Source organism: Paenarthrobacter sp. NPDC091711, assembly GCF_044756605.1.
Classification (GTDB): Bacteria; Actinomycetota; Actinomycetes; order Actinomycetales; family Micrococcaceae; genus Arthrobacter.
Window position 1 is genome coordinate 344,874 of the sequence record NZ_JBIVTF010000002.1, and the last position, 22,828, is coordinate 367,701.

General features: G+C 61.5%; 21 protein-coding genes and 1 pseudogene. 10 read left to right on the top strand and 12 right to left on the bottom strand.

Annotated elements, in window-relative coordinates; all coding sequences use genetic code 11:
- The 4 genes and pseudogenes from ACIQH5_RS04945 to ACIQH5_RS04960 form a co-directional block, all read right to left on the bottom strand.
- Positions 1-893, bottom strand: a pseudogene (locus ACIQH5_RS04945) (cell wall anchor protein); the annotation flags it as partial.
- Between the two features lie 98 nt (positions 894-991).
- A complete protein-coding gene (locus ACIQH5_RS04950) occupies positions 992-2,056 on the bottom strand; it encodes a hypothetical protein (protein ID WP_400400804.1) in 1,065 nt (354 codons plus the stop codon).
- Between the two features lie 129 nt (positions 2,057-2,185).
- Entirely contained in the window at positions 2,186-3,058 is an 873-nt protein-coding gene (locus ACIQH5_RS04955; protein ID WP_400400805.1) for an MBL fold metallo-hydrolase, read from the bottom strand.
- Between the two features lie 131 nt (positions 3,059-3,189).
- A complete protein-coding gene (locus ACIQH5_RS04960; RefSeq protein ID WP_400400806.1) occupies positions 3,190-5,412 on the bottom strand; it encodes a S8 family serine peptidase in 2,223 nt (740 codons plus the stop codon).
- Between the two features lie 149 nt (positions 5,413-5,561).
- Here ACIQH5_RS04960 and ACIQH5_RS04965 point away from each other — a divergent pair, with 149 nt between their 5' ends.
- Positions 5,562-5,765: a hypothetical protein gene (locus ACIQH5_RS04965; RefSeq protein WP_400400808.1), complete on the top strand. Its 204-nt coding sequence runs from the start codon at positions 5,562-5,564 to the stop codon at positions 5,763-5,765.
- Here the strand turns inward: ACIQH5_RS04965 and ACIQH5_RS04970 are convergent.
- Entirely contained in the window at positions 5,762-6,130 is a 369-nt protein-coding gene (locus tag ACIQH5_RS04970) for a VOC family protein (protein ID WP_400400809.1), read from the bottom strand. The two genes, ACIQH5_RS04965 and ACIQH5_RS04970, sit on opposite strands and share 4 nt — an antisense overlap.
- A gap of 62 nt (positions 6,131-6,192) precedes the next feature.
- Here ACIQH5_RS04970 and ACIQH5_RS04975 point away from each other — a divergent pair, with 62 nt between their 5' ends.
- The 6 genes from ACIQH5_RS04975 (at position 6,193) to ACIQH5_RS05000 (ending at position 10,606) form a co-directional block, all read left to right on the top strand.
- The gene (locus ACIQH5_RS04975; RefSeq protein ID WP_400400810.1) at positions 6,193-6,672 is read left to right on the top strand and encodes a MarR family winged helix-turn-helix transcriptional regulator; all 480 of its coding nucleotides are present in this window, start codon (positions 6,193-6,195) and stop codon (positions 6,670-6,672) included.
- Positions 6,659-7,177: a hypothetical protein gene (locus ACIQH5_RS04980; protein ID WP_400400811.1), complete on the top strand. Its 519-nt coding sequence runs from the start codon at positions 6,659-6,661 to the stop codon at positions 7,175-7,177. Before ACIQH5_RS04975 ends, ACIQH5_RS04980 begins: the two co-directional genes overlap by 14 nt.
- 95 nt (positions 7,178-7,272) lie before the next feature.
- Positions 7,273-7,956, top strand: coding sequence for a hypothetical protein (locus tag ACIQH5_RS04985; RefSeq protein ID WP_400400813.1), 684 nt, complete (start codon positions 7,273-7,275; stop codon positions 7,954-7,956).
- A complete protein-coding gene (locus ACIQH5_RS04990) occupies positions 7,956-8,456 on the top strand; it encodes a hypothetical protein (RefSeq protein WP_400400814.1) in 501 nt (166 codons plus the stop codon). The genes ACIQH5_RS04985 and ACIQH5_RS04990 overlap by 1 nt, the downstream gene beginning before the upstream one ends.
- Before the next feature lie 584 nt (positions 8,457-9,040).
- Complete coding sequence (locus ACIQH5_RS04995; RefSeq protein ID WP_400400815.1) at positions 9,041-9,850, top strand: MerR family transcriptional regulator; 810 nt, start codon at positions 9,041-9,043, stop codon at positions 9,848-9,850.
- A 183-nt stretch (positions 9,851-10,033) separates the two neighbouring features.
- Positions 10,034-10,606: a dihydrofolate reductase family protein gene (locus ACIQH5_RS05000; RefSeq protein WP_400400816.1), complete on the top strand. Its 573-nt coding sequence runs from the start codon at positions 10,034-10,036 to the stop codon at positions 10,604-10,606.
- Between the two features lie 49 nt (positions 10,607-10,655).
- On the opposite strand, the gene ACIQH5_RS05005 is transcribed toward ACIQH5_RS05000, so the two are convergent.
- The 6 genes from ACIQH5_RS05005 to pdhA all read right to left on the bottom strand — a co-directional run bounded on the left by ACIQH5_RS05005 (position 10,656) and on the right by pdhA (position 19,304).
- Positions 10,656-10,946: a winged helix-turn-helix transcriptional regulator gene (locus ACIQH5_RS05005; RefSeq protein WP_400400818.1), complete on the bottom strand. Its 291-nt coding sequence runs from the start codon at positions 10,944-10,946 to the stop codon at positions 10,656-10,658.
- The gene (locus tag ACIQH5_RS05010; RefSeq protein ID WP_400400819.1) at positions 10,943-11,347 is read right to left on the bottom strand and encodes a VOC family protein; all 405 of its coding nucleotides are present in this window, start codon (positions 11,345-11,347) and stop codon (positions 10,943-10,945) included. Before ACIQH5_RS05010 ends, ACIQH5_RS05005 begins: the two co-directional genes overlap by 4 nt.
- 115 nt (positions 11,348-11,462) lie before the next feature.
- Positions 11,463-14,744 (bottom strand): hypothetical protein, encoded by a 3,282-nt coding sequence (locus ACIQH5_RS05015; protein ID WP_400400820.1) that lies wholly within the window; start codon positions 14,742-14,744, stop codon positions 11,463-11,465.
- Between the two features lie 767 nt (positions 14,745-15,511).
- Entirely contained in the window at positions 15,512-17,020 is a 1,509-nt protein-coding gene (locus tag ACIQH5_RS05020; protein WP_400400822.1) for a dihydrolipoamide acetyltransferase family protein, read from the bottom strand.
- 2 nt (positions 17,021-17,022) lie between these two features.
- Positions 17,023-18,114, bottom strand: coding sequence for an alpha-ketoacid dehydrogenase subunit beta (locus ACIQH5_RS05025; RefSeq protein WP_400400823.1), 1,092 nt, complete (start codon positions 18,112-18,114; stop codon positions 17,023-17,025).
- Complete coding sequence (gene pdhA / locus ACIQH5_RS05030; protein WP_400400824.1) at positions 18,111-19,304, bottom strand: pyruvate dehydrogenase (acetyl-transferring) E1 component subunit alpha; 1,194 nt, start codon at positions 19,302-19,304, stop codon at positions 18,111-18,113. The genes ACIQH5_RS05025 and pdhA overlap by 4 nt, the downstream gene beginning before the upstream one ends.
- 171 nt (positions 19,305-19,475) lie before the next feature.
- On the opposite strand from pdhA, the gene ACIQH5_RS05035 reads away from it, so the two are divergent.
- The 3 genes from ACIQH5_RS05035 (at position 19,476) to wecB (ending at position 21,727) form a co-directional block, all read left to right on the top strand.
- Positions 19,476-19,940, top strand: coding sequence for an Lrp/AsnC family transcriptional regulator (locus tag ACIQH5_RS05035; protein WP_043806261.1), 465 nt, complete (start codon positions 19,476-19,478; stop codon positions 19,938-19,940).
- Complete coding sequence (locus tag ACIQH5_RS05040) at positions 19,937-20,485, top strand: YdcF family protein (protein WP_400400825.1); 549 nt, start codon at positions 19,937-19,939, stop codon at positions 20,483-20,485. Before ACIQH5_RS05035 ends, ACIQH5_RS05040 begins: the two co-directional genes overlap by 4 nt.
- A 99-nt stretch (positions 20,486-20,584) precedes the next feature.
- A complete protein-coding gene (gene wecB, locus ACIQH5_RS05045; RefSeq protein ID WP_400400827.1) occupies positions 20,585-21,727 on the top strand; it encodes a non-hydrolyzing UDP-N-acetylglucosamine 2-epimerase in 1,143 nt (380 codons plus the stop codon).
- On the opposite strand, the gene ACIQH5_RS05050 is transcribed toward wecB, so the two are convergent.
- Positions 21,724-22,743 (bottom strand): polysaccharide pyruvyl transferase family protein, encoded by a 1,020-nt coding sequence (locus ACIQH5_RS05050; protein ID WP_400400828.1) that lies wholly within the window; start codon positions 22,741-22,743, stop codon positions 21,724-21,726. The two genes, wecB and ACIQH5_RS05050, sit on opposite strands and share 4 nt — an antisense overlap.
- Positions 22,744-22,828 lie beyond the last annotated feature (85 nt).

Genomic DNA, 22,828 nt, shown 5'->3' on the forward strand with positions numbered 1-22,828 from the left:
CCCAACAGACCAGCCGAGGTCGAACCCAGGTTGATCGGAGCCGTAATCGGAGCAACAACCTGCGTTCCCGAACCAATGCCATCCGAACCCGAGGTGGAAGCAGCGGAAGCGGCAGGAGCCGGAGCCGATGTGCCCGAGGAAGCAGCCGGGCCCGAGGTAGCAGCGGAGTCCCCGCCAACACCCACGGCAGTGGCTCCGATGTTAACAGGGACCGAAATCGGAGCCACTACCTGAGCGCCGGACGCGATACCCTCTCCCCCCGACGTCGTTGCCTGCGCCGGTGCCGGCCCCGAAGCGGGAGCCTGGGCCGGAGCAGGAGTTGAAGTTGTAGCAGCCGAGTCTCCAAGTACACCGGCGGATGTGGCTCCCAGCGTGATGGGAATCGTCACCGGAGCAACAACTTGGGTTCCCGAGGCGATTCCGTCGGAACCGCTGGTGCTGGCTGCCGGCGTCGAACTTGTTGCCGCAGCAGGAGCAGCAGGTGCTGCTGGTGCGGCAGGTGTGGCTGAGCTCGCCGCAGTGGAGCCCCCCAGCAGACCCACTGACGACGAGCCCAGGTTTATGGGCACCGTTACCGGAGCAACTATCTGCGTTCCGGAGCCGATGCCGTTGGAACCGCTGGTGCTTGCAGCCGGTGTTGAGACCGAACCAGCCGCACCCGAACCTGCAGCAGGTGCCGGCGCGGACGTCGTAGCTGCTGAATCCCCCAACAGTCCAAGTGCTGTTCCGCCGATGCTGATCGGCGCTGTTACTGGCGCCACCACTTGCGTGCCGGACAGGAGTCCGTCCTTGCCGCTGGTGGTGTCCGCGGCGTTTGCCGCGGTGGCGCTGAGGACGATCATGCCCCCGGCAAAGCATGTGCCGATGAGGCACTTGCGTATGGTCGTGTTCATTGTGATTCTCTCCTGAAGAGGTTGTTCCCAAGGACGTCCGAGTGACGGATCGCCCGAATGACCATCTGCCGCGAAGAGCTGCGCGGCTGGCTGGGGAACTAGTCAGGAGAGGAACCGGGGTCGAAACACACCGGCTTTGGATGTTGTTCAGTCTCGGCCGATGCAAGGCCGGGCAGAGCGTCAACGGGAATGATCAGGGCGCCCTGCAGGAATGCTGCTGCGGGGCTGGGTGGACCGTTTTGGGAGTTGCCGGAGCCAGCACCCGTGAGGCTGCCGGGCACTGCGGCGGGGTCGGAAGGGAGTTCTGCGGGTGATGCGGGATCGGCGGGTGAGGCGGCGCCGCCGAGCACCGCGGTGATCCCCGTGGGACCAAAGTTTCGAGCGGGATTCAGGAGCGCTGATGCGCCCGCGTTCACGCCTGGAACGGTCCCGCTGGAGCTCAGTTTTCCGGGCTCGGGAACCGTTGAGTTTGTGGAATGTACGACGCCGGTAGTCGCCGGAGCGCCAGCGTTCACCGCGGCCCGGTCAACAGCAGCGTCAGTTCCCGGCACGCTGGGAACTTCAACCGCAGGTGCTGTGACCGGAGGTGCGACGGCTGGCGGTACTACTACCGGCGGGACCGGTGGAGCTACCACCGGCGGAATGACGGATTCGACGGGAGCCAGTACGGTGTCCACCACGCCAACTATGGGATCCACGATCGGGGTGACCGCGCTGGTGACTGGTTCCAGCCGAGCGGGTTCCAGAAGCTGATTCACCGGCGGTACAACTTCATTGACGGTGTTGTCCACGGTGTTAGTGACAGGAGTTGTCACCGTGTTCACCACAGTTCCCGCAGTGTCCGGGGGAACCACCTGGTTGACCACGGGCACCGCTGCAACCACCTGATCAACCGTGCCGCCGAGGTGTTCCACAAGGGGTGTCACGGCAGGCACGTGGACGTTGATCTGGTTGGTGGGTACTACGCCTTTGACCACGTTTGGCAGCGGTACATTCGGCACCGGAACACTGATGGTTGTTGAGGACGTGGCACTGCCCAAGAGGTTATTTTCAGGGGTTCCGGTGTCTGCGCTTGCCGCCGAAGCGGAGAGTGCCATCCAGATTGCGGTTCCAGCGCCTGCGACCATGACGGAGCGGAGAATGCTGGTAGCACGCGGAAACACGCGTGAACCCTTCATCTCGACACCCCCAGGTAGTCGCGAACCATTGGTCGCCTTCATCCTAGGACGGCATCACGCGGTTAGTCCATGGTTGGGAGTAAACAAAATGACAAATTTGTAAGGAACCTTGTTTTACGAAGGATAAAAGCCTGTCTTTTCCGGTCCAAAGTCCGGAGTGGCCACAGAGGAACGCCCGTGGGCATTGGTTTCCTGAAGCCTCTTGATAAACCAGCGTGATTGTTCCGGGCCATAAGGCAGCACCGGAATGGCCTTTGTGGCGTCGGACGGCATATCGCGAATGGACTGCGTCGCTTGCCGGACCGCCGTGCCCATGGTGTCAGCCATGGTTTTGACGAACTCATCGCTGGCCGGTTCACCGTGCCCGGGGACCAGGAATTCGTAGCGGTGGCGCAGGGCTGAAATGTGCCGGAGGGCATCCGCCCATTCCTCCGGGTACGAGTCTTCAAAGGACGGATGCGCGCCCTGCTCCACCAGGTCACCCACGAACAGGGTGGAGCTGGTTCCAACAAGGAGGTCGCCGTCCGTGTGTGCGCGGCCCAGGTAGAAGAGCGTAGCGGTGATGCCGCCCAGATCAACGAGGACAGGCTGATCGTGGACCAAGGCGTTGGGGACAACGATGTCCACGGCGTCGCCCTCCCCCGCTGCCATCTCGGGTTCGTTGGTGGCTACGAAGCGTCGCTGGTTGTCGGCGTCGCGTTCAATAGTGGCCGCACAGTTGGCGTGCGCCCAAAACTCCGTGACGCCGTCGTCCGCAAATACTGCGTTACCAAAGAAGTGGTCGTAGTGGGCGTGGGTGTTCACCACAACCAGCGGAAGCTGGGTCTTTTCGCGGACTGCAGCGAGGATCTCGCGGCCTTGGCGCGGGCCGCAGCCGGTGTCGATGACCATGGCGAGCTCAGAGCCCACCACCAGCCCGGTATTGAGTAACGATCCCTCGGTTTCCAAGACGTAGTTGTCCGGTCCGAGTTCTAGCCAAGCTGACAATTCGTGCTCCGTATCCACTGCAATCCGGCGATCTTCAGGCCTCTACTCTACCCACGGAACCCGTGCGGATGCTGGAAGGAAACGAAAGCGGCCCGGAAGCAATCAAAGCTTCCGGGCCGCCGCATCCAGTGTTACAGGAAGGCGTTCATGGTGTTCCAGCCGCTGCCGACCTGCTCGGAGTACAGCCACCAGCTGTAGCCGTTACCTGCGTACAGGATCAGTTCTCCGCCGCTGGTGCGTCCCAGGACGTCTGCTTTTCCGTCGCCGTCAAAGTCGCCCGGGGCTTCAATGGCGTTGAACATGTTCCACCCTGCACCGATCTGGGCCGATGCAAGCCAGCCGCCGGCTCCGTTGCCCGGGTACATCAGGAGGGCACCGGCTCCGTTGCGGGCAATAACGTCAGCTTTGCCGTCGCCATTGAAGTCGCCCACGCCGTCGATGGCTGTCATGACGTTCCAGCCGGTACCGATCTGGCGGGGCTGCAGCCAACCGCCGGTGCCGTTGCCGGGGTACAGCCACAGAACGCCGTTGCCGTCACGGGCAATAACATCAGCAGTCGCATCGCCGTTGAAATCACCAGTTGACTTGATGGATGTCATCACGTTCCAGCCGGCACCGATCTGGGTGCGGCCAAGCACACCACCCCATCCATTGCCGGGGTACAGCCACAGAACGCCGTTGCCGTCGCGGGCAATAACGTCCGCATAGCCGTCTCCGTTGAAGTCACCGGGGGCTTCGACGGCGGTCATAACGTTCCAGCCGACGCCGATTTGGGTGCGGCCGCCCCTCCAGTTGCCGTAACCGCTGCCCTTGTAGAGCCACAAGGCACCGTTGGCGTCACGAGCGACAACGTCGCTGGTGCCGTCACCATTGAAATCGGTGAGCTTCTGGTGCGGCGCTGGAAGAGGAGCGGCGCCACCGAACTTTTTCAACGCCGTCGTGGCGTCTACCAAACCTGCACCACAGCCAGCGGAGCAACCGGCCGGAAGCGTCCGCGCTGATTCTTTGAGCTGCTGTTCCAGCAGCTGGGGCGTGAGGGTGTTGCCTTCAGCCGAGAAGAGGAGAGCTGCGATGCCCGCCACGTGAGGAGACGCCATGGACGTGCCCTGCATGAACGCAAAAGCGGGTTCATCCGGTGTGGTGGTTCCGTAGTTCAACGTGGACAGGATGCCTCCGGTGACATCTGTTGTCATGTCGCCGCCGGGCGCCGTCAGGTCAATGGCACTTCCGTAGTTGGAATACTCTGCCCGCGCGCCGGACTTGGTGCTCGCCGCCACGGTGATGACGTTTTGGCAGTTACCGGGGCTGATGTCTGATGCAGGGCGGTTGGAGTTTCCTGCAGAGACCACCACAGCGGCACCTGCGTTGTACGCAAAGTTGATGGCGTTCTGGTAGGTGGCGGAGCACGTTGCCACGCCACCGAGGCTGATGTTGATCACCTTTGCCGGGTTGGGGTTGATGGGCAGATCAGTCACCACGCCGCCCGCAGCCCAGATGATGGAGTCAGCGATGTCGGAGCTGTAGCCACCACAGACGCCCAACGCCCGCACGGGAAGGATCTTTGCCTTCGACGCTACGCCACTGATGCCAATGCTGTTGTTTCCAACGGCGGCCACAATTCCTGCAACGTGCGTTCCGTGCCATGAAGAATTTTCAGCGGGACTCTGATCTTCACATTCTCCTGCTGGAACCCAGTCCCCCTGGTCGGTGGGGTCCGGGTCTCTGCCGTTACCGTCCCGCGCGTCGGCTGCGCTGGAGATCATGTCGTAGCCGGGCAGCACATTCGCGTTCAGCTCGGGGTGACTGGTGATGCCGGTGTCAACGATTGCCACCACCACACCTTCGCCCTGGTTATAGTTCCAGGCGCTGGGAGTGCGGACGCCGGCGAAGTTATCCCATAGGTTCCACTGCTCCGTGTAGCCGTAGTCCTTGGAATGGGCCGTGGGGTGCATGATGACGTCGGGCTCTGCGTAAGCAACGGCAGGATCAGCGCGGAGCGTCTCCACGAAAACTGCAGCTTCCGACGGTGTGAGGGCTTCGTCGAGCTTGATGATGTGCCCGCCCGCGGCGTTTTGGCGCGAGCTTTCCGTCGAGACACCAAGCTTGGCAGCTGCTTGGTCGGCCGCCTTCTCGGCTTTCACTGCGGCCGTTTGAGCAGCGTTGTCCCGAAGACCAACAATGAATTGGTCCGTAGCCGTTTCGGGTGTCGGCTGAAGGGCTTGCGGGGTGCTCGGGACGATGTCGTTGAGATCGGCGGCGGCCGCTGGCTGAACGGCCAGTCCCCCGCTGATAAGAAGTGTGGTTACTGCTATGCCGATGGAACTCAGCGGGCGCAGTCGGGAGTTTTTCACCATATGCAGGCATCCTAGGGAAAGCGCGGGCAGCCTCAACAGGGCTGATCGCGGGCAACTGGAGACCACCAGCTGACCCCCAGGAAATTGTAAGCTGACTCTCGGCTGTAAAAGCTACACGACGCCGTTTATGACAGGGCCAGGAATCCTGGTTGTTGAACGACTTAGCCGACGCGTTCAAACACCATGGTGGCCTGAATACGGTCACCGCCGCCGATCACTCCCTTGCTCCCGCTGCTGGCAGTGGTGATGGTGTGGAGCCGGTAGCCCTTTGCGGCTTGATCATTGATGGCCTTTTCCAGGGAAGGAAGGTTGCCCGACGCCGGTGGGGAACCCTTCGCAGGCGAAGCGCCTAACCGCGGTCGTGAAGCGTCACGTGATACCCGTCAGGATCGGCGAAGGTGAACGTCCGGCCGAACGGGCCGTCGATGGGGTCTGTGATGATGGCGTGGCCGTCGCCGACCAATGCGTCGTGAATGGCTTGGACATCAGTGGCGTGGAGCCAGATCGCCGCGCCAACGCCCGGCTGATCAACGGACGCCAGGTCCGTCCCGGGAGCGATGGTGCGGAGCGCGAAAGCGATCGGCTTCGTGTCGAACACGACGGCGTGGGACGGACCTGCTTGCGAGCGGACAAGGCCGAGGTACTGCTCGTAGAACGCTTGGGATGCGCCGAGGTCGCGTATTTGGAGGGAGATGAAGTCGGGGCCGGTGACGGGCATGTGATGCTCCTTCGATTAGATGTCAGTTATCTGACACGGACAACCTATGTCAGAATACTGACATGAGTCAACGCGGGATCGATCTCACCACGTCGCTGGGGTATCTGCTCAAAGAAGCATCGAGTGCCCTACGCGCCGCCATGGAAGCAGCGCTTCGGCCGCTTGGAATGACCATCACCCATTACTCCTGCCTTGAACTCCTGGCGCAGCGCCCGGGTTTGTCCAACTCCGAGCTGGCCCGTGGAGCGTTCGTCACCCGGCAATCCATGAATGTGCTGCTCCAAGCCCTGGAACGCGACGGCTACGTGACCCGCCCGGAGGAGGCCCGCGTGGGGAAAGTCCTTCCCACGCAGCTGACTCCCCTGGGTCGAAGCAGCCTCGCCACAGCGAGCGCTGCCGTCCGCGCCGTCGAGGTCAAGATGCTCGGCGGCATGACCCAGGACGAACAGGCCACGGCTTTTAAGGCGCTGCGAAGCATGATCGTCTCCCTACGCGGCGACGATGGCGACGACACCCAGGACGCAACCAATGACAATCGCTAAAACCGTCCGGCTCGGCGTCGCCGCTGTAGCAATTGTGACGCTGCTGAGCGGCTGCATCACTGAGAACCAAGCCACTCCCCCGGCGGCCTCATCAAGCACCGCCGCAACGCGATCAATGTCCGCAGCGGAGGAAGCAGTTGCCCGAATCCCGGGAGCGGAGTTTAAGGCGGCCCGCGCATGGGACGGCACCACCGCATACGTGATCGCTACCCTCTCCGCGACAGATGCCTTCTCCGGTGACCCGGCAGCTCTCATTGACTACTCGTTGGCGCAGCTCGCTTCCCAGAATGAGGTGGATCGGGGACGCTTGGTGCGCTTCAGCTTCGAAGCCCCAGGGCAGAACGCAGACACAACCAAGGCACTCCTGGCATCGCTGAACATCGACTCTGCCCGGTATGCCGGCGGGTCCTCCCTGGAACTCGCCAATCAGGACCTGGATGACCGATACGGTCCGTGGCCAGCAGCGGTTCCCGAGCCCCCGGCGTCGCTCATTACCAAGGGCTGAATACCGGATGGGTTGCGGTGCCCATCGCAGCCTCCCCACTTCACCCCTAGGGTTGAAGGAGCCCGGGAAAAGTTCGGGCTACTTTGGGGGATTTAATGCACGGCACAGATGTACGACGGCGGCACCACCGATTGCTTTCGGCTACAGCGGTGATGGTGCTCGCCGCGGTTACGGCCGGAGGGCTTGCCGGATGCCGGGTTGTAAAGCGGCCAGCGCCGCCGTACCCGGCCGTCGAGTGGCAGGGTGCCGCACCCAGCGGACCGCTTGAGGCCGACCCTTGGGTGCAGGCCACGCGAAAGTTCCTTGAGGCAGAAGCCGTGGCGCGCAACATCAACGATTTCTCCATACCCGAGCTGGTAAAAACCGCCAGTAGGGACGCGCGGAGCCGTGCTGCGAGGCCAGCATTCGATGACGTCAAACAGGGACGAGGCCCGGACATTCTTCCCGGGCCAACACCGTTCCTGCCGCTTACCGTGACGCCCACTTTCCGGGGTGACCCTGACCGGGCAGCCGTGAGGGGTTGCAAAGCAACGGAGTGGTCCTCGGAGGAGGGTAAAGTGCCTGACGAGTTGAAGGGCTACGGCGTGGAATACCGGATGGAGCGGCTGCCCGACGGAACCATGCGGGTGGAGTCCACCGTCGGGATTCCAGCTTTGGAATGCTCGGACGTCACCCTCCCCGTGGCCTTGTTTGTGCCGGCGCCGGAACCGTCGGACGTTACGGACGTCAAAGACATTGTGATTGCCGAGCGCACCGACCTCGATCCTGTGGGCAAGTGATGGCCAGACGCCCACGTGTGGGCATCACCATCCTGTTGCTCTGCTCTGCGTTGCTCGCCGGATGCACGGTGCCCGACGACAATTCGGATCCGCATCGCAGCACTGCCGCGGCCGAAGCTGACATCGCCAAAACCCCCGGCGTCACGGTGCGTATAGGCAGAGCATACGACGGCCTAACCCCGTACCTTTCCGTGAATGTGGAGCTTTCCGAGGCTTTCACTGGTGATGAGGCTGCACTCCTGGACTCCGTCTTGGCACAGGTGTGGTCCCAGGACGAGTATGCGCCGAAGAAATACGTCACGCTGGGGGTGAGCGGTGCGGGTCGCACCGCAGAGACAACCTCGGCGGCCCTTACCAGCCTTGGGCTCAGCTCCATGAAGTACGCCGGCTCGGCGGTCAGCGTGATAGGGGCCGATCTTGTGGCCAGATACGGCGAGTGGCCCGGGTCCGTGCCGACGGTTGGGCAGGAGCTAGTTCAAGGTACCCCGAGCGCTGGGTAGGCAGCGGCGGTGATAAGGGCTACTCCCGGACTGGGTGTGAAGCGTTTGTGGCACCTTCACCGGGCAGTTTTGCGGCGGGTGTTACGGGAATCGTGAGCTGAAGGAATGCGATGTGGGGAGCCGTGGTTCTCCAAAGGCCTAACGGCACAAGGCCGGAACATCATCGACCGAGCGAATTTCGGCGCCGCCTCTGCCCCCGGGTTGATATTCGCACCACTCCTCGGCGAAGGCTTGTATGGCAACCCAAACAATAGGGGCGGACGCTGCTACAACGAGGATGATGGCCAAGCCCGCCCATACCCACGTTTTACGGGCGGTGGCGCTCCGACGCATCATCATGAATAGACGTGGTCGATCAGGTCTTACCCTGGCAAATTCGGTGTCCAATATTCCCCCAAGTGTTCGTTGCCCGACGCTACCAGACCACGCCCAAAGCAAATCCATGAGCTGCCGGCCTCCTCCGCGGCATCTGACGTCTTGCTCGACAATGAGAGGTCTCGAATCCGAAGGATGAGAATCGGCCGGGCCGTAGCGGTTCAGGCAATACTTGACTCTGACACTGTGGAAGGCGGGAGAACTGAGACATGTTATCCATCGGAGCTTTCGCGCAGATCGGGCAGGTGACCCATCGGATGCTGCGGCATTGGGACACTGCAGGTCTGCTCGTGCCAGCCCACGTTGACGAGTTCAGTGGCTACCGATCCTATGATCCATCTCAACTAGAGCGCCTGCATCGAATTGTTGCACTGCGCCAGCTGGGCTTCGGCATTGACGATATTTCGTCGATTCTTGACCAGGGCGTCGAGGCCGATCGCATCGCAGCTCTGTTGCGGATTCGCCGCGCAGAGGTTGAGCAGGAACACCGGATCGCTGCTGGCCGGCTCGCAGACGTGCAACGCAGGCTCCATCTCATCGAGAAAGAGAACCACATGTCCCAGATCGAGATCATCGAGAAGCCCCTGCCCTCTATCCGCCTCGCAGCCCGCCGCATGGTCGTAGCAGACCAGCCTGAGGTCGCGGGCGCAGTGGGTCCCGCCTTTGACGCTGTTTACCGGATCATCGGTGATGAGCACGGAACCCTGGATACTCCAGTCGCACTGTACGAAACGGTTGAAGACGGCCTGCAAATCATCGCTGGCTACGCCTACACCGGCCCGCCCCGCGACGGCTTCGAAATCATCGAGCTGCCAGCTGTCGAAAATGCCGCCTGCGGCGTCCATCTCGGTTCCATGGAGCACATTGCGGAAAGTTGGCAAGCACTCCACTCAGAGATCTTCGCCCGAGGGCTCCTCCATTCAGGGCCCTGCCGGGAACTTTACGTCCGAGCAATTTCAGAGGACCAGTCCGACTGGGTGACCGAGCTGCAGCAGCCCGTCACTCGGCCGAGTTTGTGATGCCATCCGGAAATCCGAACGGGCTGCGCGCCAACGGTTACCCCTTCCGCGACGGCCAGCGCCATTGGCCTCGACGGCGGCAATGCCTGGTACAACGTGGCCACGCTCCAAAGCAACGGCCGCGGGTTAGGTAGCATCGGATGAGTAGGGACTCGTTTGTTGCCGAACTCGATGAGGACGATCATGGGCAAAGTCGCTTGGGGTTTCACGTGTTCACTCGACGGCTTCATCGCGGGACCTGATCATGACATGAGCTGGCTGGCTGCTGCGGAGCCCCTGGCCGAGGGTGTCACTGAACGAATGGCCGGGGAAGTCGCAGTGATCATCGCCGGCAGAAACGGCTACGACGCTGCACAAGCCCAACGCAACGAGCGGGACGAAATGACGTCCGAGGCGTACGGTGGCGCATGGTCGGGAACCGAGATCATTCTTACCCACCGACCCCACGAAATAGCCGACGATCCTTCAATCGTGGCGATGGACTGCGGAATAGTTGAGGCGATAGATCGCGCTCAACAGATCGCCGGTGACAGGAACATACAAATCATCAGCGCGGACATCGCCCGTCAAGCCCTCGAACACGACCTCATCGACGAGCTGCAGGTCTTCGTCGCGCCCGTGTTCCTCGGTGATGGCACCCGGATCTTCGAGGTAGCCGGCGGATACCGGTACGACTGGGAACTCGCAGAAACTTACAAGGGCGCCGAACGAAGCTTCGGCCGGACGTATCGCCCGAGACGTCACCGCCCGCACTAGCGTTGAGTGTCACCAAACATCGCCCAGCCCATTTGGGTGTCCAAAAGTCTTAGGAATCAGGGCCGTTACTCGCCGCCCAGGATGCCAGCGCATCGATCGCCTCGCGCAAGGCGAGCCCTCTATCGGTCAGCGCGTAGGCCCGGGTGTTGTGCCGGAGGGGCAGCCGGGACAGTACACCGGCGGTCTCCAGCTCGCGCAGACGGGTCGCGAGCATGTTGGTAGGGACTCCGAGATCGCGCTGCAGATCGCCGTAGCGCTGTGGCCCGTCGAGCAGCCGCTCAACGATGAGCAGGGCCCACCGCGATCCGACGATGTCGAGGGCCGCGGCGAGGTTGCTCACGCGGTCTGATCAGCGTCCGGCTTCATCCAAAACGGTGAGTAGTGGTAGCCGTCGGGGTCGTCGAACTGGCGCTGGTACATGAAGGGGTAGTCGTCGGTGTCACCGATCCGCCCACCGGCGGCGCCCGCGCGTTCGGTGAGTTCGTCGACCGCCTCGCGGCTGCCGAGGTCGAATGAAACCGTGACTTTCGAGGGGGTGTCGGGTCCGCCGATCAGCTCCTCGGCGCCGCCGACGCTCGCGTACATCTCGCGGCTGCCGAGCATGACGTACTGCTCGGGCGCGATCGCGAAGCATGACACGTTGTGATCGGACATCTCGGTGTTGAGGGTCCAACCGAGGGCGGTATAGAAGGAGGTGGAACGCTCGACATTTTCAACAGGGCAGGTGATAAAGAGGCTCATGCGGCTCATACTTGCAAAATGCAAGTAAGCCGTCAAGGGTTTGCCGGACTTTGAGGCCGGCTCAATGAAGCACGCCGGCTCGTCGGCACCCTAGTGCTCAACCGACGCCGGCTGGCTAGCTCCAATGAATCGTTGCATTCTTGTCTCCCGAACCTGGCAAACGGTATTTGAAATCGACTAGCTTTATTCTTATTTCCAAAGTTGCATTCTGCTCCGCCAAAGCTTCCGTCAGGGCGTTTCGCCGGACCGCGATCATCCTGGGACCTCGCGCTCCAGCGGGGTTTGTGATGACAAGGACCCCCTCTGCATTAGTGCAGTCGACGTCTTCACCCGTCCAACTTGCTTGGAGAAGGGACAGAAGCCTGTAGTTCGGGGCGATAAAGCTGGAGCCACCCTCATGAGTTTCTGTAGTGTGGTGGCCCGAGCCCTCAGCCTTGAAGATATCGGACCACCGCTCGAAGCTCCCCCCGAAGCCGCGCTGAGCCTGTTTCGAGGAGGCGGCAGGTCCCTCCAAACTTGCGTCAAACTGAAGGAAGAGGTGCCCTCGGCTCCCGGGCATGGGGGTCCCATCCTTCTTCGGCTCGGCCATCCGGACAATCTTTTGCCCGACGTTAAACACCGGGGCATCCGCCTCTTCAGGGGCGGGCGATAGGTACCGCAATCCCCCACTGATGATTACCCATTCAACATCGTTCTCATCAGTGATGATCGAGGTGTCACGGTCGATTCTCTTTGTGATGTCAGGACTCCACCAGGCGCCCTCGGTTGTGGAATCGCTCCGGAACATACTGATGGACACGGGCACTGATGCATCCAGAATCGGTATCATCGTCTGCCCGGACTCGGTGAGCATTCGCGTGTCAACGTTGAGGGGAGAACCGGCTTTGACGTGGTAGCCGTTAGCCCAAACTTGGTTCCCAAACGGAAACTGCGCGTACTGACGGGCCCACCACCGCCCTTGGGTAAGGCTGGATACATGCATTGCTGCGTCCATGTGGTTACTGAGGCCCAGCCTCTCTATCCTTTGGACCTTCCGCAATGTCTTGAGATGCCGGTTCGAAAGCCCCAGTTCCCGGACAATGCTCGCTTCGATCCTGGCAACGTCCTTTGCGCGCAAGCCGTCCTTAAAAATCATGGAGTCTTCCACATCGATGAACTGGGGAGCCCCGCGGAAAGTCCACCATGTGTTTCCCCGACCTCCGGACCTTTGCAGACTCTCCGCGAGGAAGCGATGAAGCGGTATTAGGGGCTCTTTGCTACCTGCGTCCAAGCTCGTTTCAGTTGCATAACGGGCATGGTGAAGGTCCTCCAGCGCCCGGAAAGAACGTGGTGCGACGGATGACTCTCCTAACTCAGCTAATGCGCTTTTGATCCCCTCAGAGCTTCGATTCTGTGGCCACCGTTTGATATGACCAAGACCGGCCGCGATGACAGCTTCTATTGGGTGGTCATCTTTACACTGCGTCGAGCGGGCGATCAAGGTATTGAAAATCCGAGGATGGTTATGCAGCAGTTCAGTGAGGATGCGGACCGTCGACTCGCCTACATCATCACGGGTCGTGTCGCAGTTGAACCACGCAAGAAACATACCTAGCTCGAGTGCATCTGCGTCGCTGATGCTCAGGATCCGCGATGACACCCGGCCGAGCATTTGGCGAAAGAGATCTACACCGTCTTCACTATCGAGGAAGCCAGCAATCGCCGAGGGCCACACTTCTGACCGTTCGTTCACATTCATAGTTCCCAGAGCTTTCGAGAACCAGTCTTCAGAAATTGCAGCGGCACCTCCGCACGCGGATTGGAGCGCCGCACGAAGGACCAGATGGGAGCTTTCGTCAAAACGAAGTGCCCTCAATGCCAATTCATGTGTCCGCGGAGTAGTCGCGTCTGGCGGACGGCTGCTCAAAGACCTGGCGAATGAGCCGAGTAACTCTTCCTCCGACAGGTGCCGTTGGAGGAGATCGGGCAACTCTCGGGGCGGGGTTATGGAGGGAAGGATTGCAGCGAGGTTATCGAGAAGGTGCGGACGTTCGTCGGTGGGTGTGGAATGAAAAAGCTCGAAAACGGACGTCATACCGGCTTCCGCAGCCACACGTGCGCGAAAAATGTCCGCGATACCCTGCCATAGGAATCGGACCTCATCTTGTTCTTGAGTTTGCTCTAGGAGTCCCTCCAGAACCAGGAAATCGAGAACTCTATCCAGTTCCTCATGACTGCCCCCGAGTCGTTCTAACAGCGCTCGTCGTTGGCTTGTTCCACCGGCACGCCCTAACTCTCCCGCCACACGTTCAACGAATCTGGCGCTGCCTGCGGGATTTAGCTTGCAGTATTCTCCGGCAAGGACTCTAACCCAGCCATCAAGCAAGGCCTGCTCGCTGACGAGGGAACCAGTTCCGTTATTGATGTTTGAATTGATCACTCGGGCCGCGATACGCGCAAGAAGAGGGTTGGAGAGCGCTGCATGCCATTCTGTTCCCGGCACCGCCCCTGTTGATCGCTCAAGTTCCGCGGACAAGTCTGCCCTTAACGGTGACTGGTGCCTGTAGGTTGACGGCAGACCCACTCCGCTTGGCTGATCCTGTCTTCGCGAGACCACCAACCTGACGTATGGGAACGCCTGAACGGACGACTTCACATGGCGGATCTGGGCTTCAGCGCGGCTGTCTCTCCACTCGTTGATGCCGTCAATGACAATCAGACACGGCCGGCCCGAAAGTCGTCCCATAGCATCAAGGCAGGCGAGGAAGGCCTCGTCGGGCATCGATTGGGGAACCAAGCCTTTCTGGCTCTGTGCCAGAAGACCCTTTCCTGTGTCAGTGAGATCACGGGCGCGAACGAAATGAACCGCCGCACCTGCTTCCATCTCAGCTCTGGCATGCCGGGCCAAGTGGTACGTCTTTCCAGAACCCCAAGGTCCAGTGACTGTGAGGTGCTGCAAATCAATGGCTTCCGAGGCTACTGTTAGCTTTTCAAACCCGCCCCAGATAGCAAGACAGGAGTATGCGAAGTCGAGGATTTCCTGTGGAAGGCCCGCCCTCACATCGTCTTCGGGCAGCGCCTCGATTTGTTGACGCGATGTATCCACAGCTCGGCGCAGCAGAGCTATAACGTCAGAAGAACCAATGACATCGTGGAAGCTATGCGGGGAAGCAGAATCGAGCTCTGAAAGCGTCAGTGCGATACGTTCCTCAATAGCCCGGGCCTCGGTTACATGCTTCAATACACGACCCTTTGCCCGATTTGATAGTTCGCGTGCAAGCTCGGAGACTTCGGCAACCATCGCGGAAAGGTTCTGCTGCGCCACATGATGGAGAAAGGGGTCAAGGGAAGAGGGAAAGTCGAGTGCAAGTTGGCTCGTACCAGGTTGCCTATGGAGCGCCAACTCAATTGTGTCCATTGACGCAGCATTTAGAGCTTGGGCACTCAATGACTGCCCCGTGGTCAACCAGCTCAAGAGGGGCGGCCGGTGAGAGAGCACGGTTGCAATGTCCGCAGCGGATAGAGCATGAATCCTGATGCTCCGACCACTGGCCTTGACGACCTTCTTAAGTTCGTCCTCGGTGACCTTGAGGTCGTTGGATGCCGCGACTGTAGCTGGACCCCGAGTACACCAAGCGAAGTCTGTGACGTCCGAATGGTCAGGGGTTTTCAGCAGGGTCCGCAGAGAGTGAAGGACACTGCTGCGTTCACTCGAAGCAGATGCGTATGCCTTCGCTTGCACGCCTAGAATTCTCCGCCCGGGAACTCCGGCCTTCGCTTCAATCCCGCCGTCATGGGACTGGCCCATGGCGCGTATGGGTCGGGCCCCTTGGATTCCAACGTGATGCTTGGCGATGTCTGCCGCAAGGACAACACACAAGTGTTCGAAACTATGGGCACTTAGGCCTGAGACAACTTTTACATCCAACGAGGTACCCCCAAATACACAAGAACCTTGAGACTACTCAACGCCCGCATGTGCTGCCTATGGCTCTCCCGGCGAGCCGCTGAGTAATTTAGTGGTGCAGCCGCAACCTTCCGAGTCCTACACAGCAGAGACCACGAACCCGAAGGTTTCGTGGTCTCCATTGTTAGCTGCAGGAACGGGAAGTGAGAGACCGTCCGACTCAAACCCGAGGGAAGTGAGAGACCGTCCGGCTCAAGCCCGAGGGAAGTGAGAGAGGGTTACATGTCCGCGAGCGCGCCGCCTGGGTTCTCGATTGCGTCGGCGACGTACCGGAGGAAGCCGGCCGCGGTTTCGCCGTCGCACACGCGGTGGTCGAAGGCGAGGGTCAGTTCGGTGACTTTGCGGACGGCCAGCTCACCGTTGACCACCCAGGGCTTGTCGATGATGCGGCCCACGCCCAGCATCGCAACCTCGGGGTAGTTGATGATCGCGGCGGAGCCGTCCACACCGAACACGCCATAGTTGTTCAGCGTGAAAGTGCCCGAGCCCAGTTCCGTGGGGGTCGCCTTTCCGTCACGTGCGACGGCGGTCAGTCGGCGGATCTCTGCGTCCAGTTCACGGGCACTCATCTCATGGGCGTTGCGCACGGACGGGACCACGAGTCCTCGGTCAGTCTGGGCGGCGAAGCCGAGGTTGATGCCGTCGAACCCGACGATCTCCTGCGAGCCGTCCGCAGCAGTTTCAAAGCGGGTGTTCAGGGCCGGGTACTTTTTTAACCCAGCCGTGACAAAACGAGCGATGAAGGCCAACAGACCAGGAGTATCGTGCGGTGCGCGCTTCTTGAGCTCGGCCCGCATCTCCAGCAATGCGGTGGCGTCCACGTCCACCCAAACAGTTGCTTCGGGGATCTCCGAACGGCTGCGGGTCATGTTCGCGGCCACGGCCTTGCGGACCCCGCGAACAGGTGTCCGAGCCGAGACGGCCAGGCCAGTCCGGTTATCAACGGCACCCGCATCAGCAGAAGCAGCATCGGGAGCAGAGACAGGAGAAGCAGCAGGAGCAGGAGCAGGTTCACGTGTAGCAGGCAGAGTGATAGCCGCTTCCACATCCCTGCGCATGATCAGCCCGCTGGCACCCGAACCTTCAATCGCTTCGAGGGAAACCCCGTGGTCGCGTGCCATCTTGCGGACGAGCGGCGAGATGACGGCACTGAGCTTGCCGGGGATACGCGTCCCCGCCACAGCCGGCTCCATCACCGGCACAGCAGCCGGCTCAACTGCAGGCACAGCAGCAGGCTCAACAACCGAAGAAGCAATAGAAACACTCGCCTTCCGCGGTCGGGTCCGGCCACCGGTGGCTCCCCCGGGCGTTCCATACCCAATGAGCACGTTGCCTGAGCCCGCCTTTTCCTCGGTCCGGTACGTCTCGGCAGCAGCTTCCACGGCGGACGAAACGTCTAGTCCGGAGGACACCGGCGAAGGATCCACAGACCCAGCCGGAGCAGCAACAGGAGCGGCAGCGGGCGAACCAGCAGAAGAACCCACGCGGGCGATCGAGATCAGCGGCTTGCCGACGTCGAGCGTTTGACCGGCTTCACCGTGCAGCTCGGCAACGGTGCCGGCGTAAGGCGAGGGCACCTCAACCATGGACTTGGCGGTTTCAACCTCGGCGATGGGCTGGTCAACCACAATCTCGTCGCCCACGGCAACGAGCCAGTTCACCAGTTCGGCCTCGGTGAGGCCTTCCCCAAGATCGGGCAGTTTGAAGACCTGCATATCTGAGCTCATGGTCAGTCCTCCCATTGAAGGTCGTCGACGGCGTCGAGGATACGGTCGACGCTTGGCAGGTAGTAGTGCTCCAGCTTGGGAGACGGGAAGGGGACGTCGAAGCCGGTCACGCGAAGGATAGGCGCGGCGAGGTAGTGGAATGCGCGTTCCTGGACTCGGGCCACGATCTCGGAGGACACGGAGGCGAACCCGTGGGCTTCGGCGATCACGACGGCGCGTCCCGTCTTGCGCACGGACGCGCAGACGGTCTCGTCGTCGAAGGGGACGAGGGTGCGGACGTCGATGACTTCCAGGGACCGGCCCTCTTCGGCGGCGGCGGCTGCAGCGGCCAGCGCGGTGGGGACGGACGGCCCGTAGGCGATGAGCGTCGCGTCCGTGCCGGGACGGGCAACAGCTGCGCGGCCCTCGGTGGAGGTGCCGGCGTCGTGCTCTGCTCGCAAGGCACCCAAGTCAACCTGGTCCTTGGACCAGTAGAGCTTCTTGGGTTCCATGAACATGACGGGGTCATCGGAGTCGATTGCTTCGCGGAGCATGCGGTAACCGTCGGCAACTGTGGCCGGGGTGTAGACCTTGAGGCCGGCGGTGTGGGCGTAGTAGGACTCGGAGGAGTCGCAGTGGTGCTCCACTCCCCCGATGCCGCCGGCGTAGGGAACACGGATGACCATGGGCATTTTGAGTTTGCCCTTGGTGCGGTTGTGCATTTTGGCTACGTGGCTGACGATCTGTTCGAAGGCCGGGTAGGCGAAGGCGTCGAACTGCATTTCGATGACGGGGCGCATGCCATTGATGGCCATGCCCACGGCCATGCCCACGATTCCGGATTCGGCCAGCGGGGTGTCGAAGCAGCGTTGTTCGCCGAATTCGGCCATGAGGCCGTCGGTGATGCGGAAGACGCCGCCCAGCATTCCTACGTCTTCGCCGAAGACCAGGACGGACGGGTCGGCCCGCATAGCGTCGGCCATGGCGGTGTTCAGCGCCTTGGCCATGGTGAGGCTCTGCGGACCGGTGGCTTCGGCGGTGGCCGCGGCGGAAGCGGCGGCGCTGGCGGTGGCTGCGCTGACGTTGGCGGTGGCGCCAGTGGTGGTGACGGTCATTTTCCGCTCTCCTCTCGTGCGAGTTCGCTGGCGAGCAGCTCGGACTGTTCTTTCAACTGCGGGGTTTGCTTGGCGAAGACGTACTTGAAGAGGTCCAGCGGCTGGACGGGGACGTCCTCGCCCAGGCCTTCGCGGAGTTGGGTAGCAACCGCTTCAGCGTGCGAGGCGATCCGCTCACTTGCAGAGGAATCCAGCAGCCCCTTGTCCGTGAGGTACGACTTCATGCGAGCCAGCGGATCTTTGGCCTGCCATTCGGCGACTTCGCTGTCCGGGCGGTAGCGGGTGGCGTCGTCGGCGTTGGTGTGGGCCTGCATGCGGTAGGTGTGGGCCTCGATCAGGAGTGGCCCGGAGCCGGCGCGGGCCAGCTTCACGGCCCGGTCCATCACGGCGAGCAGCGCCACGAGGTCGTTACCGTCAACGCGCTCACCGGCCATGCCGTAGCCAACAGCCTTGTGTGCCAGCGACGGTGCCACGGACTGGTGGCTGAGCGGTACGGAGATGGCGTATTTGTTGTTCTGGACGAAGAAGATGACGGGCAGGTGGAAGACTGCGGCGAAGTTCAGGGCTTCGTGGAAGTCGCCTTCGCTGGTGGCGCCGTCGCCGCACATGGCCATCACCACGGTGTTTTCGCCGCGCAGCTTGGCAGCGTGGGCAACGCCCACAGCGTGAAGCAGCTGGGTGGTGAGCGGGGTGCATTGGATGCCCACATTGTGCTCGGTGGGGTCGTATCCGCCGTGCCAGTCGCCGCGGAAGATGGTCATCACCTCAACGGGGTCCACCCCGCGGGTCATGACGGCGACGGCGTCACGGTAGGTGGGGAACAGCCAGTCACCTTCGCTGAGGCACATGGCAGCTGCAACCTGGCAGGCTTCCTGGCCGTGGCTTGAGGGGTAGACGGCCATGCGGCCCTGCCGGACCAGCGCAGAGTTCTGATCGTTGACGCGACGCCCGACCACGAGCTGCTCGTACGCGGCCATCAGTTCAGCATCGCCGGGGGTGGGGTACTCGTGGCCGGGCTCGGTGCCTTGCTCGTCATGGGAGCGGAGGGTGCCGTCCGGGTTCACCATTTGGATCTGGTGCCGGGCGGGGAGCATGTAGTCCTCAACGCTGATGCCGAATTTTGTCCGAACGTCAGCAGCTTGGTCCTCTACCGCCGTTTCCGGCGCAGAGTGATCTGCGTGGATCGTCATTGGTCCGTCCTTCTCTAGCCACTATGTGCTTCCAGTATGTTCCCCGGGCTTGTTTCGTATCCAGCTTTCGGCCAAATCATGGAAGCCATTGCCTAAACTGGGTACTCTGAAAGACGAATTGCAATTGTGAGCTGGGTAACGTGCCTGTGCTGTAGACGAATTGGAGAGCCAGTGAGCGAGGCCGAGGCGGAGCAGACCGCCGTACCGCTGGACAGTGTTGACCGGGACATCATCCGCGAGCTGACCACCGATGGGCGGATGTCCATCACGCAGGTGGCGGAGAACGTCCACATCAGCCGCGCCCATGCCTACTCCCGGATCGCCCGGCTCACGGGTGAGGGCGTGCTGACCAAGTTCACGGCACTGGTGGATCCCATCAAGGCGGGCCTGCGTTCCTCGGCGTACGTGACGTTGAAGGTTCAGCAGCACTCCTGGCGCGAGTTGAAGGAACAGCTGCGGGCCATCCCGGAGATCCATCACATCGCTTTGGTGGGCGGCGACTTCGACGTCATCCTTCTGGTCCGCGCCACAGACAACATCCACCTGCGCCGCGTCATCTTCGATCAGCTCCAGTCCATGGACGGCATCCTGGATACCCAAACCTTCCTGGTGTTCGAGGACGTAGACACCCGGTGACGTTCAAACGAAAGCTCACCTGGACGCTGGCGGCTAGCGTCCTGGCGGGTGTCCTGTGGCTAATTGCTGCTTTCCAGCTCTTTCACAACCCGCCTCACGCCACTCCCCAGCGGACCGACGCCATTGTGGTCCTGGGCGGCATGAGCAGTGAACGACTCCCGGTGGGCCTCGCCTTGCGGGAACAGTTGGGCATCAAGGATTTGGTGGTTATCACCACTGGGCTGCCGGCCAACGCCGGTTCGGACGAGTTTTGTGAAGCGCACGACGGCGACCCTCACCTTGACTGCTTCCGTCCGGATCCGCTGAACACCAGGGGCGAGGCCGCCCGGCTCCGGGACCTCGCCGTGGAACGAGGATGGACATCGGTGACCGTGGTGACGTCCGATTATCACCTCCAGCGGGCCGGCACCCTCATGAAGCAGTGCATCGCCGCTGATGTGCACATGGTGGGTACCGAACCGGACCTCTCCCCCGCTGGCTGGCTGTGGAGGTTCGTGGTGGAAACCGGCGGGCTGTTTGATGTGTGGTTGCGGCCCGAATGCTAAGTGTTCTGCGCACTTTTGGCGGCTTGTGAACGGATAGGATTGCACTAGTTTCGAGTGCCTTCCGGGGCCGGTCATTTGGGGGAAAACGTGCACACCATCATGCCTATTTTTGGTACCCGCCCGGAAGCCATCAAAATGGCCCCTATTGTGCGGGCATTGATGGAATCGGACCTCTTTGAGTGCGTGGTCACTGTCACCGGGCAGCACAGGGAAATGCTGGACCAGGTCAACGAACTCTTCGGTATCACACCGGACCACGACCTCAACATTCTTCAGCCCGGGCAGTCCCTCACGGACATCATGACCCGCACCATGAGCGGGCTCGATACGTTGTTCGCTGTTTCCAAGCCGGACGCGGTGATCGTCCAGGGCGACACCACTACTTCCACCGCCGGTGCCATCGCCGCTTTCTATCACGGCATTCCGGTCATCCACGTTGAAGCGGGACTCCGCAGCGGCAACCTGCTGTCGCCGTTCCCGGAAGAGGCGAACCGCAAAATCACCAGCCAGATCGCATCCCTGCACCTGGCGCCCACCAGCACCAGCCGGGCGAACCTCCTGGCCGAGGACGTGGCTGCGGAGAACATCGTAGTCACCGGTAACTCGGTGATTGATGCGCTGCTGACCACCGTGGATAAGCAGGTCCCGTTCTCCGATCCGCAGCTGGAATCCCTTGCTTCCAGTGGTCGCCGCATTCTTCTGGTGACCACGCACCGCCGCGAGAACCAGGGCGACGCCATGCGCGGAGTCGGCCGGGCCCTCGCCCGGATTGCCGACGCCGAGCCGGATCTGGTCATCGTCCTTCCCGCCCACAAGAACCCCGTGGTCCGTGAAGCCGTGCTTCCCTCTTTGGAGGGCAAGGCGAACGTGGTGGTTACCGAGCCCCTGGCCTATGGCGAGTTCACCCGCATGCTCTCCCTAGCCCACATCGTCCTCACGGACTCCGGCGGAGTTCAGGAAGAAGCACCCAGTCTGGGCAAGCCCGTGCTGGTGATGCGTGACAACACCGAACGGCCCGAAGCCGTGGAAGCCGGCACCGTAGCACTGATCGGCACGGACGAGGAGCGGATAGTGACCGAGGTGAGCCGGCTGCTTCACGATGCTGAGCACTTCGAGGCCATGGCGAATGCCGTGAATCCTTATGGAGATGGGCTGGCGTCAGAGCGCACGATCGCGGCGATTGCCGAGCTGCTGGGCGTGGGGCGCCGGGTGGAGGAGTTTGGGATGGAGCGAGCGGTTTAAGCTGAGACCTTCGCGTCCAGGTGCTCGGCGATCAGCAGGTGAGCCTCATCGACGCTCGACGCGTAGTAAACACCGCTCAGACGGCCTAGGTAATCCCTAATAATCGCCGAGATTTTCCCGTTCGCGTTGTCCAGCGCTATAACCGGGCGCCCCATCAGGACTGTCAGTACCGTCGCGTGAAGCCTATTAGTGGCAACCAATTCGCCACTGCCGAGGATCGAAATGGCGTGCTTTACGTTGAGTTGAGCCTGCGCGAGGTAACACCGCTGCTGAATGCCGTGGAAAGGCACTGCCAGCTTGGGAAGCCGTTTCAGAATGGCGCCCGGTACCTTCAACACACGAGCCTGAAGCTTCCAGAGTCCGGTGAGACCCCAATCTGTTTCCGTGTGACTGTCTGAGTTGCGAGCAGTAATCGGATTTCCAGCGTTTGCCGACTCGGAATCCCGGCGCTGGAGAATGAGCAGCCGAACCTCGGGCGCGGGCACGGTCTCAACCTTGCCGTAGCCGAGGGCCATGTCGGGGCAGAAGAGGACCTTCGCGGACGGGAACAGCTCCTTGGTCCGTGCGACGCTCGCGTGATCGCGTATGAGCAACGTAAGGGCAGGATGGGCTCCGAGTACGAGCTGCGCCTTCTGGAGGGCCGGGCCCTCGCTGAACTCTATGCCCTGCGGGAGTTGAATAATCTCCCTATCGGGAAAGTCAGAAATAACGCGTTCGCGGAAATCTTGAAAGTCCGTCCAGCGGTCCCCAAAGTTTCCTCCGCCATGTAGCAGGATGGGGCCAGAAGGTACGAGTCGTCTAAGGTGATCCGGGTTGTACCTGCTGTGGTCCGCTACGTAGCCGGTTTGCAAACCGAGGCGCGCAAGATAGGCCAACTCTCCTAAGTAAATGAGTGAGTCGCCTGCATTTTCGTGGTTTGGAAAGTCCACTAGGGCTACGTTCTGCCCCGCCGTAAACAACTTCGAGAGCACGGTCATTGTTTCAATCTGGATCTGCTCCAGCGCCCCAACAGTCATGCATCAATCGTAGTCGGTCAACCTGACTCCATCAGGAGCCGTGCGTAACAGAGCGAACGGTCCGTAACGTCGCAAAATATCCATG